The following is a 12,860-nucleotide window of genomic DNA, read 5'->3' as shown; positions in this document are numbered from 1 at the left end:
AAAAAGCCCGGCCGCATCTCTGCGACCGGGCCCGGGTTTTATCAGCTTCTCAGAAGCTTAGGCGTTTTCGGGCACCTTCTCCAGCACGCGGCTGATCAGGCGGTCCGAGAAGGCGGGGATGTCGTCCGGATTGCGGCTGGTGATGAGGTTGCCGTCCTCGGCGACTTCCTGATCGACCACGTTCGCGCCCGCATTCTTCATGTCGGTGCGGATCGAGTGGTAGCTGGTCAGCGTCTTGCCTTCGACCAGGCCCGCTTCGATCAGCATCCACGGCGCGTGGCAGATCGCTGCAATCGGCTTGCCCGCAGCGTTGAACTCGCGGACGATGGCGACCGCGCGGTCGTTCACGCGCAGCAGGTCGGGGTTGATCTGGCCGCCGGGAAGAAGGAGGGCGTCGTAGCCTTCGCAGTTGGCAACGTCGTCCACGGTCTTGTCGACTGTGATCGTCTTGCCCCAGTCGTCCTTGTCCCAGGCCTTGATTTCACCGGATTCCAGGCTGACCAGTTCGGTTTCGATGCCGGCATCTTCGAGGTTCTTCTTGGGGTCGAAGAGTTCCGACTGTTCGAAGCCGTTGGTGGCGAGAATCATAACGCGTTTGGCCATGATGAAGTCCTTTCGTATCAATTGTGCTTTCACGGGCTAAACGGGCGGGGAAAGCTTTGCGTTCCGCGCTTCTGGCCAGGGCGAGCCGGTGGTAGGGCGAGCCGATGGCTTCCAAAGATCAGGGCCCCGCGGAGCCCGATTCCCCCGCTGCAATCGTCGATGCGCCGTTCGAGACCGCGCTGTCCGAGCGCTATCTCGTCTATGCGCTGTCGACGATCACCGCACGCTCGCTGCCCGATCTGCGCGACGGGCTGAAGCCGGTCCACCGCCGCCTGCTGTGGGCGATGCGCCAGCTGCGCCTCTCGCCTGACAGCGCTTACAAGAAGTCCGCCCGCGTGGTCGGCGAGGTGCTGGGCAAGTACCACCCGCATGGCGACACGGCCGTGTACGACGCGATGGTTCGTCTCGCGCAGCCATTCGCGCTGCGATATCCGCTGGTCGAGGGGCAGGGAAACTTCGGCAATATCGACGGCGATAACGCCGCCGCCGCCCGCTACACCGAAGCGCGCCTGACCAAGACCGCGATCAGCCTGATGGCGGGGCTGGACGAGGGCACGGTCGATTTCGTGCCGACCTACAATAACGAGGAAGAAGAGCCGGTCATCTTCCCCGGCCTGTTCCCGAACCTGCTCGCCAACGGGGCCAGCGGGATCGCGGTGGGCATGGCGACCAACATCCCGTCGCACAATGTCGACGAGGTGATCGAGGCGACGCTGGAAGTCATCGAGAACCCGGCGGTCGAGCATGCCGAGCTGATGCAGCTGGTGCAGGGGCCTGACTTGGCGACGGGCGGGCTTATCGTGGACAGCCCGGAAACCATCAGCGCGGCCTACGAGACCGGGCGCGGGAGCTTCCGCATCCGCGCGCGCTTCCATGCCGCCGAGGCCGAGAACGCTGCCGACCGCGATGCGGGGATCGAGCGGCTGGGCGGCGGACAGTGGCAGCTGATCATCAGCGAAATCCCGTATCAGGTGCCCAAGGGCAAGCTGATCGAGCAGATCGCGCAGGTCATCGCCGACAAGAAGGTGCCGATCCTCGAGGACGTGCGCGACGAAAGCGACGAGCAGATCCGCATCGTGCTCGTCCCGCGCAGCCGCAATGTCGATCCGGAGCTGCTGAAAGAATCGCTCTACCGCCTGACCGATCTGGAAACGCGCTTCGGCCTGAACATGAACGTGCTCGATGCGACGCGCACGCCGATGGTGATGGGCCTCAAGGAGCTGCTGCAGAACTGGATCGCGAGCCAGATCGACATTCTCCAGCGCCGCACCCGCCACCGGCTGGCCAAGATCGCGGACCGGCTGGAACTGCTCGAAGGCTATATCATCGCCTTCCTCAACCTCGACCGGGTGATCGAGATCATCCGCACCGAGGACGAGCCAAAGCCCGTGATGATGGCCGAATTCGGCCTGACCGACCGGCAGACCGAAGCGATCCTCAACATGCGGCTGCGCAGTTTGCGCAAGCTCGAGGAAATGCAGCTGCGGCAGGAGAAGGACGACCTGCTTAAGGAGCAGGACGAGCTTCAGAAGCTGCTCGACAGCCCGGCGCGCCAGCGCACGCGGCTGAAGCGCGATCTCAATGCCTTGCGCAAGGAATACGGCAAGGATACCGCGCTGGGCGCGCGCCGCACCACCATCGACGAGGCGGAGCCGACGGTTGAATTCAGCATGGACGCGATGATCGAGAAGGAACCGACCACGGTGATCCTCTCCGCGCGCGGCTGGATCCGTGCGGCGAAGGGGCATGCAGACCTGTCGCAGGAATGGAAGTTCAAAGAAGGTGACGAACTCGCCTTCGCCTTCCATGCGCAGACCACCGACAAGCTGCTGATCGCGACCGACGACGGGCGCTTCTACACGCTGGGCGCGGACAAGCTGCCCGGCGCGCGCGGTTTCGGCGAGCCGGTGCGCACGATGGTCGACATCGACAATGGCGCGCACATCGTCTCTGCTTGGGCACACAAGCCCGGTGAGCGGCTGCTGCTGGCGAGCACGCTGGGCAAGGGCTTCGTCATCAAGTCGGACGATCTGCTCGCCGAGACGCGCAAGGGCCGCGCGGTGATGACGCTGAAGGGCGACGCCAAGCTCGCCCGGGTGGCGCATATCGGCGAGGGGCACGATCACGTCGCGGTCGTGGGCGACAACCGCAAGCTGGTGGTGTTCAACCTGGAGGAAATGCCCGAGATGAGCCGCGGGCAGGGCGTCCAGCTGCAACGCTACCGCGATGGCGGGATGGCCGACGTCACCACCTTCCGGCTGGAGGAAGGCCTCAGCTGGCAGATGGGCGGGACGGGCGAGCGCACCCGCACCGAAATGGAGATGTGGCAATGGAAGGTCGCGCGCGGCGGCGCAGGCCGCATGCCGCCGCAGGGCTTCCCGCGGGATAACCGCTTCTAAGCCAAGCGGGCGCGCGAATGGTGCGCCTGCCAAAGTCCGGGTTCTCCCCAAACCAAAGGCGGGCCGCGCGCCTTTCGGCACACGACCCGCCTCTTGCGACCCTCGAGATGGTGGCCCCGAGGGAAACTTGTGGCTGACGCTTACTCGGCGTCGGCTTCCATCGCTTCGCCGCCTTCGACGCTCCCGCCGTTGAGCGCGGCCATCAGCTGATCCTTGGTCGCCAGCACGATCAACGCGCCGGTTTCGTTGGTGGCGAACTGGTCGCGCATCAGGCTGACGGGGCCGTCTTCCAGCGTCACGATGGCATTGTCGCCGTCGATCGAGGTGACGGTGCCGATTTCGACGCCATCGGCGGTCAGCACGGTGGCGTTTTCGATCAGCGCGGCGTCACGCGCGGCGATCATCTGCTTTTCCTGCTCGGCCATCATCGCGTTGAGCTGGTCCTTGGTGACCGACACGATCGGGCCTTCGGGGCCTTCGCCGAACGCGTTGGCGGGGACGGGAGCGGTGTAGGTGCCGGTGTTCACGACCACGACGCCATCCTGCATCGCTTCGATGGTGCCGACCGTGTTGCCTTCGGGGCCGTAGACGGTCGCGCCGACTTCGGGGCCCACCTGGGCGTTGGCGGCGGTGGCCAGCGTGAGCGCGGCGGCGGCTGCGAATGCGGTCTTGAACTTCATAATCTTACTCTCCTTGTGGCGCGGGTCGATCGCCGAAACGACGGCCCGCGGGGTGGGGACTTGCCCCACTGAAACGGCTGATCCCGGCAGATGCTCCCGCCAGATGGCGACAAAAGGCCCCAAAAGGGCCACTTCCGAGGTGGGTCGGTATGTAAATGCGGCTAAATGATGTCAACCGGGGCGGGGCTGATAGACACCGACGCGCCGTCTTGCTGCGTCGGGAATAGTATTAGATAGTTGCGCCTGAAGGCAAGCTTAAGAGCTTGTTCGGCTTTGCAAAAGCTCGTCCAGCAGCGCGAGCACCCGGGCGCGGTCGGGAAATTCCTCGGCGACCCATCGCGCCTCGACCGCGCGCAGGGTTTTGGACACGTCGGCTCCGCTCAGCCCGCGCGCGACGATCTCGCCGCCCTTGAGCGGCAGTTGCGGAATTTCCCACCCGGCGATCACGCGGGGATCGCTGCCGCCAAGCAGCAGGCGGCCCGCCGCGCAGGCGCTGCCATGCGTATAGGCAAGCGCCTTGGGGGCCTCCGCATCGCTCGCCTCACGCGCCGCGAGGCACACCAGCAGATCGCGGTGCTTACGCGAGAGGCGCAGCCGCGCGGCGACCGTTTCGGCAATGCTCCCGTCCGCCGGCAACAGGGCGGAGAGCCGCACGATCAGGTCGGGCGAAGCCTCACAGGCGGCTTCGGTCGCGACCAGCTGTTCGAGCGCGGCGATCTGGTCTTCACCCGCTTCGGGCAGGATCACCGGCAGCACGCCATGCTCGTGCATCCGGGCGATCGTCGGCGCGGGATCGGGCAGGGCGAGGATCGCGGTCAGCTCCATCGCGACGCGTTCGCGGCTGAGGCCCTTAAGCATCGGCGCGAGTTCGGCGCAGGCTTCCTCTGCCTCTGCGTCCAGCGCCGCGCCGAAGCGCGCCTGGAAGCGGTAATAACGCAGGATCCGCAGGTGATCCTCACGGATCCGCTGGCGCGCATCGCCGATGAAGCGCACCCGCCGCGCCTCCAGATCTTGCAGCCCGCCGAAATAATCGAACAGTTCCAGCGTCGCCGGATCGGCATAGAGCGCGTTGATTGTGAAGTCGCGCCGCGCGGCATCCTCGCGCCAGTCGCTCGCGAAGGCCACCGTGGCGCGGCGGCCATCGGTCGAGACATCCTCGCGCAAAGTGGTCACCTCGACCGGGCCGCCATCGGTCAGCACGGTGATCGTGCCGTGATCGATGCCGGTGGGCACGGTGCGAATGCCCGCCGCCTTGCAGGCTTCCACCACCTGTTCGGGGCGCAGCGGAGTTGCGGCGTCGATATCCTTGACCGGCGCGCCCAGCAACGTGTCGCGCACCGCGCCGCCGACCCAGCGGATATTGCCGGGCCCGATCGCCTCGACCAGCGCGGCGAGATCGGCCCGCTGCGTCCATTGTGCCTGTGGCAGGTGCTCAGCCACCGAAGCTCTCCGTAATATCCAGCCGGCGCGAGAGGTTGAAGATGATCGCCGCGGTCACGCCCCAGATCCGGTAGCCTTCCCAGTGCATCTCGTAATAGCGGCGCTCCGCCCCTTTCCACATTGTGCTGTTCTCGGTGTAGTTGGACCGGTCGAACAGCACCGACAGAGGCACTTCGAACCAGCTTTCCACCTCGCCCGGATTGGGCACCAGCGGCAGGTCGGGCGGGATCACGCCGAGCACCGGAGTCACGTCGAACCCGGTCCCGGTATGATAGCGGTCGGTCGCGCCGATCACGCGAACCAGCGACGGGTCGAGCGCGAGTTCCTCGTGCGCCTCGCGCAGCGCGGCCTCGACCGCGTCCTCGCCCGCGTCCAGCTTGCCGCCGGGGAAGGCGACCTGGCCGGGGTGGCTGCGCATGTCGAGCGGGCGCTGGGTCAGGATCGCGCCCGGTTCTGCGCGATCGGTGACCGGGATGAGCACTGCGGCGGGTCGCGGATCGCGTCCGGCGAATTGCTTGTCTGTCAGCAGATCCGGCAGTTCGACCCCGTGACCCTCATCGAAGATCGTCCGCAGGCGATCGACCAGTTTTCCGTCGGGGGCGTTCACGGCTTCAGGCGAAACGTCTCGCCCATGCTCGAAACGCTCCAGTCGTCGCCCTTTGCCAGGGCATGTTCGGCGAGCTGCTGGTAGGTGCTGCGGTTGAGCCGCGCCTCCAGCCCGCGCCGCACGCCTATGTAGAGCGCGGGCGTCTCCGCATCGCCGCGCGCGATGATCGGATGATCCGGCCCCGCGATCACCAGCTCGTCCGTATTGAGCCGGAAGGCCAGCGCCGGTGTGCCGTTTTCGTCGCGAGCAACCATGTCGGTGGCGAGGAAGGGTGCATCCTCGACCTCGATCGAGAGCTTCTCAAATGGGGTGACGAGAAAATGCGCGCCGTTTTGGTCGCGGATCAGCAGGCCAGAGAAGGCGCGGACCATCCCCTGCCGGCTGATCGGCGAACCCTCGTGAAACCACGTGCCGTCGGCGGCGATCCGCATGTTTGAATCGCCCTCCTGCTTCGGCGCCCATCCTTCGACCGGCGGCAGCTTGCGCGCCTCCACCTGCTCCGCGATTTGCGAAAGGGTCAGCGAGGCGAGATGGGGAGGGGGCTCGTAGGGCATTCTTGCCAGATGGCGCAGCACCCCGAGCTGTGCAATATTCGATGCGCGATTGTCGGGGAATTGCGATGGACAGGAGAGGGGCGTTGGGCGTTTTGGCCAGATTGGCGGCGATGCTCGGGCTTGCGCGCCATTCGGTCGCGGGCGCGGCTGCTGGCGGGCCGCAGGACGAGATGCTCGAACGTATGCGCGCGGCATTTCCGTATCCGATCGCCACGGTGCCGGGGCAAAGGGCTCTTGCGGAGTGGCAGAAGCTGTCGCGACGGGGCGGCGGCTGGCCGATCATTATAAGCGGCGACGAAGCGCTGGAGCGCGTTCTGGAGCAGTATAGCATAGACGATCGGTCGGTCTTTCCCATGCCGACCAACCCGGACCTGCCGCCTTTCCCTGCGCCACGAACGCCACAGGAAATCCTGACGGCTGCGGAGCGGATCGAGGTCGGCGCGGAATTGCAGCGCCTGTTCGATCACGAATATGGCGAGGATCCGTTCGAACTGGAAAAGGGCGAGTGGCCTCAGCCGCACGAGATCGGATCGATGGGGCTGTCGGTCGACAAGGATATCCTGACGGGCGCGTATCTGGACAAGGTTCATCTCTGCGTTCTGCCAACCGAAGATTCGGCCGACGCGGCTGCCTATCTGCGCTGGGGTAACTGGAATGCCTGCCCGCCGCCGGAAGTGCATGTTGCCGTCCACCGCAAATGGCATGCGGAATACGGGGCGCAGGTCGTCGGAATGAGCGGCGATGTCATCGGAATGCGGGTGACCCGCAGGCCCGCCAGTCGCGGAGAGGCTCTGGCCCTGGCGCAGGAGCAATATCTGTATTGCAGCGATATTGTGCTTCAGGGCACCGAAACGCTCGAACCGCTGGCTGCGGGTTTGATGGAGAGCGACTGGTGGTACTTCTGGTGGGATTGAGCGACTAGCTCCGCCACGGCCCCAGCATTCCGCGCTTCGGCAGCACGGCGGGGTTGGCGCAGCGCACCAGCAGGCGGTGGCGTTCGACCGGGCCGGGGGTGTCCCATTCGCCGGTCGGTGCGGCGGTGAAATCCCACTTGTCGTAATATTCGGGGTCGCCGATCAGCACCTGCGGCAAGGCCGGATTCTCGGCTGTCGCAGGCCCCTCGACCGCGCCCAGCGCGGCGGCCATCAGCGCGCGACCATAGCCTTCGTTCTGGCGGCTGGGCGCGACCGCCACCGGGCCGACCATCAGCAGCGGATATTGCCGTCCGTCGGGATCGGTCAGCGAGACCGGCCACAGCTCAATCGTCCCGGCGAGAAACTCCTCGTCGTCGAGCGCGGCGAAGCTGAGCCCTTCCAGATGCTGCAACCCCTCGCGGATGCGATAGGCGGTGCGCGTGGTCCGGTCGTCGCCGAACACCGCGTCGAGCAGTTCTTCGTGCAGGGCGGCCGGAACCGCGTCGATGGGTACGATCATGGGCATGGGCGCGCCGGTTAGTACCAAGCGCGCCCGCTGTCGATCCTGTCGAGTGCCAGCTTAGCCCGCCGGCGTCAGCTTGCGCAGGCGCGCGTTCTCGCCATCCTCGAAGATGTAGAGCGCACCATCGGGACCCTCGACGATCTCCCGCAGGCGTGCCCCCAGATCGTAGCGCGCCGCTTCGGTCGCCTTGGTGCCATCCATCCGCACGCGCACGATGTTCTGTTCCTTCAGGTTCGCAATCAGCGCATCGCCCTGCCAGTCGGCGAACATGTCGCCCGAATAGAACAGGAAATCGCCCGGCGCGATAACGGGGGTCCAGTAGATCGCGGGCTTGGTGAAGCCGTCGTCCGCGCTGTGGTTGGGGATCGGCGAGCCGTTGTAGTTGTCCCCGTTGGAGCGCACGGGCCATCCGTAGTTGTTGCCGCGCTCCACCAGATTGAGCTCGTCGCCACCTGCGGGGCCATGTTCCAGATCCCACAAACGCCCGGCGCTGTCGAATTGCAGGCCGAGCAGGTTTCGATGGCCCCAGCTCCAGATCTGGTCGCTGGGCGAACCCTTGTCCGCCAGCGGATTGCCCGCCGCCGCCGTGCCATCGAGATTGAGGCGCACGACCGTCCCCAGCGTGTTGGAGGTATCCTGCGCCGGGTCCTGCTTCTGCCGTTCGCCGCTGGAGACGAACAGGTATTTGCCGTCGGGGCTGAAGGCGATGCGGTGCGAATAGTGTCCGCGGCCGGTCACCTTGGGGGTCTGGCGCCAGATCACGTTGAGATCCTGCACCGCGCAATCGGCGCGCGTTTCGCACACCAGCTGACCGCGACCGACCACCGCGCCGCGCGTGTCGCCATCGCCCGCCTCGGCCCAGCTGAGGTAGATCGTGCGGGTGCCCAGCCTATCCGCGCTTTCGCTGTCGAGGAAGGCGACATCGCCAAGCCCGCCCTGGCCGCCGTAATCGACCGTCGGTGCGCCCGCGATTTCCCACCGCTCGCCGGACTCGGTATCGTAGCCCTCCAGCGTTCCTGCCTTCTCGGTAATCACCATGATGCCGGTGCCAGGCACGAAAGCGGCGGCCCATGGCTCGTCGAAGCGGCCCAGATCACGCACCGCGAAGGGGCCGACGGTCTCGCTCGGCTGGCTGGCTTCGGGGCTGGAGGAGGCGGACGCAGCCGCATTCTCCCCGGTATTGGCATTGCCGCAGCTTGAGATGGCAAGGCCTGCACTGGTAGCAAGCGCGGCGCTCAGAAATTTGTTCTTGGTCATGTTCGCAGAAAACCCTCTTCCCGATTTTGTGGCGTCATGCCCGCCCGGTGCGCTCGTCGTCGGGGTGGACGAGGCTGGGCGGGGTCCGCTCGCGGGCCCGGTGGTGGCCTCTGCGGTCGCTTTGTGCAAGCCGCGCCCGGCAGGGCTCGACGATTCCAAAAAGCTTGGCGCACCCAAGCGTTCCGCGCTGGACGAGCAGGTCAGGCGGCGCTGCGCATGGGGTGTGGCGGTGATCGAGCCTGCGGAGATCGACCGGCTCAACATCTTCGGCGCGACCATGCTGGCGATGACGCTGGCGGTGGAGCGGGTGGCGCAGGCGATGGGCCGTGCGCCCGATATGGTGCTGGTCGACGGCAACCTGACCCCGTCGGGCCGGTGCGAGGGCTGGTGCTGGCCCGCGCGCGCGATCGTGGGCGGGGATGCGAAGGAGCCTGCGATTTCCGCCGCCAGCATCGTCGCCAAGGAATGGCGCGACCGCCTCATGATCGCCGCCGCGCGCGAGCATCCGCATTACGGGTGGGAGCGGAACAAGGGATATGGGACCGCAGAGCATCTCAGTGCATTGAGGGAGCATGGACCATGCGCGCTGCACCGCCGCAGCTTCGCACCGGTCTCCCAGCAGGAGATGTTTGCATGAGCGGTTTCACCTTCGACGATATTCCGGACCAGACCGGGCGCACCGCGCTGGTCACCGGCGCGAATACGGGCATCGGGTTCCATATCGCGGAAATGCTGGCGAAGAACGGCGCGAAGGTGCTGCTGGGCTGCCGCAACCGCGACAGGGCGGAGAGTGCGCGGCAGGACCTGCTGAAGCTGGCACCGGGTGCTGAGATCGAGATCGTCGAGCTCGATCTGGCGGACATGGCATCGGTCCGCGCCGCTGCCGACAGCATCGAAAGTCTCGACCTGCTGATCAACAATGCCGGGATCATGTGGGTGCCCCATGCCATCGGCACAGGCGGGGCGGAGATGCACTTCGCGGTCAACCATCTGGGCCACTTTGCGCTCACCAGCCTGCTGCTGCCCGCGCTCGCCAAGGGCAAGAACCCGCGCGTGGTGGTGCAGTCGAGCATCGCGCACCGCCCGGCCTCGATCGATTTCGAGAACCTTGCCGGGGAGCGGGGCTACGCGCTCCAGAAATTCTACGGCCAGAGCAAGCTTGCCAACCTGATGTTCGCGATCGAGCTGGATCGGCGGCTGCGCGCCGCGGGCTCGCCCATCGCCAGCATTGCCTGCCACCCCGGCGTCGCGAAGACCGAGCTGACCCGGCAGGTCGGCTGGGCGAAGCTGGTGATGCCGGTCGCCGCGCCGCTGCTCAACACCGCCAAGCAGGGCGCGCTGCCCGCGCTTCAGGCGGCGACCGACCCGGCCGCGCAGGGCGGCGAATACTACGGCCCCTACGGCTTCATGGAGGCGAGAGGCGCGACCTCGGGCAGGGCCGTGGCGACCGCGACCGCGCGCGACCCGCTGCTGGCGACGCGACTGTGGGAAATCTCCAAGGACATGACCGGGGTCGACCCGCAGCTCCAGCCCGCAACCTGAGCAGATTTTGCCCAGAAAACCGCCACGCCTCGCGCGTTTTCCCTATGCGGGCGTGAGCGGCATGCTATCAGACGGCCGCATATGACCGGTTCACTGATCCTCATCGCCATCGGCCTCGTCGCGCTTGCCGGGGGAGGCGAACTGCTGGTCCGCGGCGCGGTGGGCATCGCCAACAAACTGGGCGTCTCCACCTTGTTCACCGGACTGGTGATCGTCGGCGCGGCGACCTCGATGCCCGAAATGGTCGCCAGCGTGCAGGCCGTGCTGAGCGGTTCGCCGGAGATCGCGTGGGGCAATATCGTCGGCTCCAACATCGCCAATTCGCTGCTGATCCTGGGCGGTGCCGCACTGGTCGCGCCGATCGTCCTCGCGGGCGTGGGGCGGCGCGATTCCGTGGTCGCGCTGCTGCTGACGCTGATCGTGTGGGGGATCGCCTGGCTCAGGATCGGATCGCCCTTCATCGGTGTCGGCCTGCTGGCCGCGCTGGTGATCTATATCGTGTGGCGCTACCGCCATCCTCCCGCCCAGGCAGAGGCCGAGGCGGAGGAGACCGCTGCCCCCTCCAACTTCGCGCTCTCGCTGCTGTTCTTTGCACTGGGCGTTGCTGCACTGGTGCTCGGCGGACGCTGGCTGGTGACCGGCGCGATCGATATTGCGAGCGACCTTGGCGTCAGCCAGGCGGTGATCGGGCTGACGATCGTCGCGGTCGGCACTTCGCTGCCAGAGTTGGCCGCCTCCGCCGTCGCCGCGTTTCGCGGGCATGCGGAGCTGGCGCTGGGCAATGTGCTGGGCTCCAACATCTTCAACCTGCTGCTGATCGGCGGTGTGACGATGAGCGTATCTGGCACCTCTCTCCCGCCCGAGCTGCTTCAGTACGGCTGGCCCATATGCGCCGCCTCGGCGCTGCTGCTGGTGCTCATGTGTCGCTTCATGAACCGTATCGGTCGCCTGTTCGGCCTCCTGATGCTGGGCGGATTCGCAGCCAATACCGCGCTCGCTTTCAGCTGATTTTCCAGAGGGTTGGAACGGATTTACCCGACCCTAACCATAAGCATTTACCAAGAATGACTTGACGGGGACTCGCCGAGGACTCATCGAGTCCCCCTGTGGATAACTCGACCGGGCCATTCAGGGTGCCCGGCCGACAGGTTTTTGGGGGATGCACGCACCATGGTCGTTGAAACGAAAGCCCGGCCGCGCGCCAAATCCGTCGCACCGCGCGCCAGGCAGGTCGCGCCTGCGCCGAAGCTCGATCTGCCGCTGGGCCAGATCCTCGACGGGGACTGCGTGGAGGCGATGCGCCGCCTGCCGGACAACAGCGTCGACCTGGTCTTCGCCGATCCGCCGTATAACCTGCAACTCGGCGGCGATCTCAACCGGCCCGACGGCAGCCATGTCGATGCCGTGACGGATCACTGGGACCAGTTCGACAGCTTCAAGGTTTACGACGACTTTTCAAAGGCCTGGCTTACGGAGTGCCGACGCGTTCTGAAGCCCGATGGCGCGCTGTGGGTGATCGGCAGCTATCACAATATCTACCGCCTCGGTGCGACGCTGCAGGATCTGGGCTTCTGGATCCTCAACGACATCGTGTGGCGCAAGACCAACCCGATGCCCAACTTCCGCGGCACGCGCTTCACCAATGCGCACGAGACGCTGATCTGGGCCAGCCAGGGCGAAAAGGCGCGCTACCAGTTCAACTACCGCGCGATGAAAACGCTCAACGACGAACTCCAGATGCGCAGCGACTGGACCTTCCCGATCTGCTCGGGCGGGGAGCGGCTGAAGGACGACGCGGGCCACAAGGCGCACCCGACGCAAAAGCCCGAGGCGCTGCTGTACCGCGTGCTGCTGGCGACGACCGAGCGCGGCGACGTGGTGCTCGACCCCTTCTTCGGCACCGGCACCACCGGCGCGATCGCCAAGCGTCTCGGCCGCGAGTGGATCGGCTGCGAGCGTGAGGAGAGCTACCGCACAGTCGCACGCGCGCGGATCGAGAAGGAACTCCCGCTCGACGAAAGCGCGCTGACCACGATGCAAAGCCGCCAGAGCGCCCCGCGCGTCGCCTTCGGCACGCTGGTGGAGGCGGGCTTCGTCAAGCCGGGCACGCAGGTGTTCGACAAGCAGCGCCGCTGGACCGCCACCGTGCGCGCCGATGGGTCGCTGGCACACGAAAAGATGACCGGCTCGATCCACCAGGTCGGCAAGGACCTGCAAGGCGCCCCCAGCTGCAACGGCTGGACCTTCTGGCACTATGAGGACGAGGGCGCGGTGAAGGTGCTCGACGCGGCGCGGCAGCTGTACCTGCTGGCGGTGGAGGATTGATGTACGCAGCTTAGTG

At 66.2% G+C, this 12,860-nt stretch carries 13 protein-coding genes; 6 read left to right on the top strand and 7 right to left on the bottom strand.

Features of this window, described 5'->3' with window-relative positions:
- Positions 1 to 57 precede the first annotated feature (57 nt).
- Positions 58 to 603, bottom strand: a complete 546-nt coding sequence (locus tag KYN89_RS04860) for a type 1 glutamine amidotransferase domain-containing protein (protein WP_222824034.1) — start codon at positions 601 to 603, stop codon at positions 58 to 60.
- A 104-nt stretch (positions 604 to 707) separates the two neighbouring features.
- Here KYN89_RS04860 and parC point away from each other — a divergent pair, with 104 nt between their 5' ends.
- Entirely contained in the window at positions 708 to 3,002 is a 2,295-nt protein-coding gene (gene parC, locus KYN89_RS04855) for a DNA topoisomerase IV subunit A (RefSeq protein WP_222824033.1), read from the top strand.
- A gap of 140 nt (positions 3,003 to 3,142) precedes the next feature.
- Here the strand turns inward: parC and KYN89_RS04850 are convergent, their stop codons facing one another.
- The 4 genes from KYN89_RS04850 to KYN89_RS04835 form a co-directional block, all read right to left on the bottom strand.
- On the bottom strand, positions 3,143 to 3,682 hold the full coding sequence (locus tag KYN89_RS04850) for a hypothetical protein (protein WP_222824032.1): 540 nt from the start codon (positions 3,680 to 3,682) through the stop codon (positions 3,143 to 3,145).
- Positions 3,683 to 3,937: 255 nt separating this feature from the next.
- The gene (locus KYN89_RS04845) at positions 3,938 to 5,122 is read right to left on the bottom strand and encodes a CCA tRNA nucleotidyltransferase (RefSeq protein WP_222824031.1); all 1,185 of its coding nucleotides are present in this window, start codon (positions 5,120 to 5,122) and stop codon (positions 3,938 to 3,940) included.
- Complete coding sequence (locus KYN89_RS04840) at positions 5,115 to 5,729, bottom strand: CoA pyrophosphatase (RefSeq protein ID WP_222824030.1); 615 nt, start codon at positions 5,727 to 5,729, stop codon at positions 5,115 to 5,117. The genes KYN89_RS04845 and KYN89_RS04840 overlap by 8 nt, the downstream gene beginning before the upstream one ends.
- The gene (locus KYN89_RS04835; RefSeq protein ID WP_222824029.1) at positions 5,726 to 6,283 is read right to left on the bottom strand and encodes a DUF1285 domain-containing protein; all 558 of its coding nucleotides are present in this window, start codon (positions 6,281 to 6,283) and stop codon (positions 5,726 to 5,728) included. The genes KYN89_RS04840 and KYN89_RS04835 overlap by 4 nt, the downstream gene beginning before the upstream one ends.
- Before the next feature lie 110 nt (positions 6,284 to 6,393).
- On the opposite strand from KYN89_RS04835, the gene KYN89_RS04830 reads away from it, so the two are divergent.
- On the top strand, positions 6,394 to 7,197 hold the full coding sequence (locus KYN89_RS04830; RefSeq protein WP_248285034.1) for a DUF4253 domain-containing protein: 804 nt from the start codon (positions 6,394 to 6,396) through the stop codon (positions 7,195 to 7,197).
- Positions 7,198 to 7,201: 4 nt separating this feature from the next.
- Here the strand turns inward: KYN89_RS04830 and KYN89_RS04825 are convergent, their stop codons facing one another.
- Both KYN89_RS04825 and KYN89_RS04820 read right to left on the bottom strand, forming a co-directional pair.
- Positions 7,202 to 7,723, bottom strand: a complete 522-nt coding sequence (locus KYN89_RS04825) for a GNAT family N-acetyltransferase (protein ID WP_222824027.1) — start codon at positions 7,721 to 7,723, stop codon at positions 7,202 to 7,204.
- Positions 7,724 to 7,777: 54 nt separating this feature from the next.
- Complete coding sequence (locus tag KYN89_RS04820; protein ID WP_222824026.1) at positions 7,778 to 8,977, bottom strand: PQQ-dependent sugar dehydrogenase; 1,200 nt, start codon at positions 8,975 to 8,977, stop codon at positions 7,778 to 7,780.
- Here KYN89_RS04820 and rnhB point away from each other — a divergent pair.
- The 4 genes from rnhB to KYN89_RS04800 all read left to right on the top strand — a co-directional run bounded on the left by rnhB (position 8,976) and on the right by KYN89_RS04800 (position 12,844).
- Positions 8,976 to 9,614 (top strand): ribonuclease HII, encoded by a 639-nt coding sequence (gene rnhB / locus KYN89_RS04815; RefSeq protein WP_222824025.1) that lies wholly within the window; start codon positions 8,976 to 8,978, stop codon positions 9,612 to 9,614. The genes KYN89_RS04820 and rnhB overlap by 2 nt on opposite strands.
- A complete protein-coding gene (locus tag KYN89_RS04810) occupies positions 9,611 to 10,519 on the top strand; it encodes an oxidoreductase (protein ID WP_222824024.1) in 909 nt (302 codons plus the stop codon). The genes rnhB and KYN89_RS04810 overlap by 4 nt, the downstream gene beginning before the upstream one ends.
- An 81-nt stretch (positions 10,520 to 10,600) precedes the next feature.
- Positions 10,601 to 11,527 (top strand): calcium/sodium antiporter, encoded by a 927-nt coding sequence (locus KYN89_RS04805; RefSeq protein ID WP_222824023.1) that lies wholly within the window; start codon positions 10,601 to 10,603, stop codon positions 11,525 to 11,527.
- Between the two features lie 162 nt (positions 11,528 to 11,689).
- Positions 11,690 to 12,844 (top strand): site-specific DNA-methyltransferase, encoded by a 1,155-nt coding sequence (locus KYN89_RS04800; protein ID WP_283248503.1) that lies wholly within the window; start codon positions 11,690 to 11,692, stop codon positions 12,842 to 12,844.
- Positions 12,845 to 12,860: the final 16 nt, after the last annotated feature.

The sequence above is a fragment of the Alteriqipengyuania abyssalis genome (genome assembly GCF_019857185.1).
In the GTDB taxonomy this organism is placed as follows: domain Bacteria; phylum Pseudomonadota; class Alphaproteobacteria; order Sphingomonadales; family Sphingomonadaceae; genus Alteriqipengyuania; species Alteriqipengyuania abyssalis.
The sequence above is the reverse complement of the archived record's forward strand: the minus strand, read 5'-3'. Positions and strand labels throughout refer to the sequence as shown.

Coding starts and splice junctions, on each gene's coding strand:
- KYN89_RS04860 (WP_222824034.1), bottom strand. CDS start 603: ATGGCCAAACGCGTTATGATTCTCGCCACCAACGGCTTCGAACAGTCG.
- parC (WP_222824033.1), top strand. CDS start 708: ATGGCTTCCAAAGATCAGGGCCCCGCGGAGCCCGATTCCCCCGCTGCA.
- KYN89_RS04850 (WP_222824032.1), bottom strand. CDS start 3,682: ATGAAGTTCAAGACCGCATTCGCAGCCGCCGCCGCGCTCACGCTGGCC.
- KYN89_RS04835 (WP_222824029.1), bottom strand. CDS start 6,283: ATGCCCTACGAGCCCCCTCCCCATCTCGCCTCGCTGACCCTTTCGCAA.
- KYN89_RS04830 (WP_248285034.1), top strand. CDS start 6,394: ATGCTCGGGCTTGCGCGCCATTCGGTCGCGGGCGCGGCTGCTGGCGGG.
- KYN89_RS04825 (WP_222824027.1), bottom strand. CDS start 7,723: ATGCCCATGATCGTACCCATCGACGCGGTTCCGGCCGCCCTGCACGAA.
- rnhB (WP_222824025.1), top strand. CDS start 8,976: ATGTTCGCAGAAAACCCTCTTCCCGATTTTGTGGCGTCATGCCCGCCC.
- KYN89_RS04820 (WP_222824026.1), bottom strand. CDS start 8,977: ATGACCAAGAACAAATTTCTGAGCGCCGCGCTTGCTACCAGTGCAGGC.
- KYN89_RS04810 (WP_222824024.1), top strand. CDS start 9,611: ATGAGCGGTTTCACCTTCGACGATATTCCGGACCAGACCGGGCGCACC.
- KYN89_RS04805 (WP_222824023.1), top strand. CDS start 10,601: ATGACCGGTTCACTGATCCTCATCGCCATCGGCCTCGTCGCGCTTGCC.
- KYN89_RS04800 (WP_283248503.1), top strand. CDS start 11,690: ATGGTCGTTGAAACGAAAGCCCGGCCGCGCGCCAAATCCGTCGCACCG.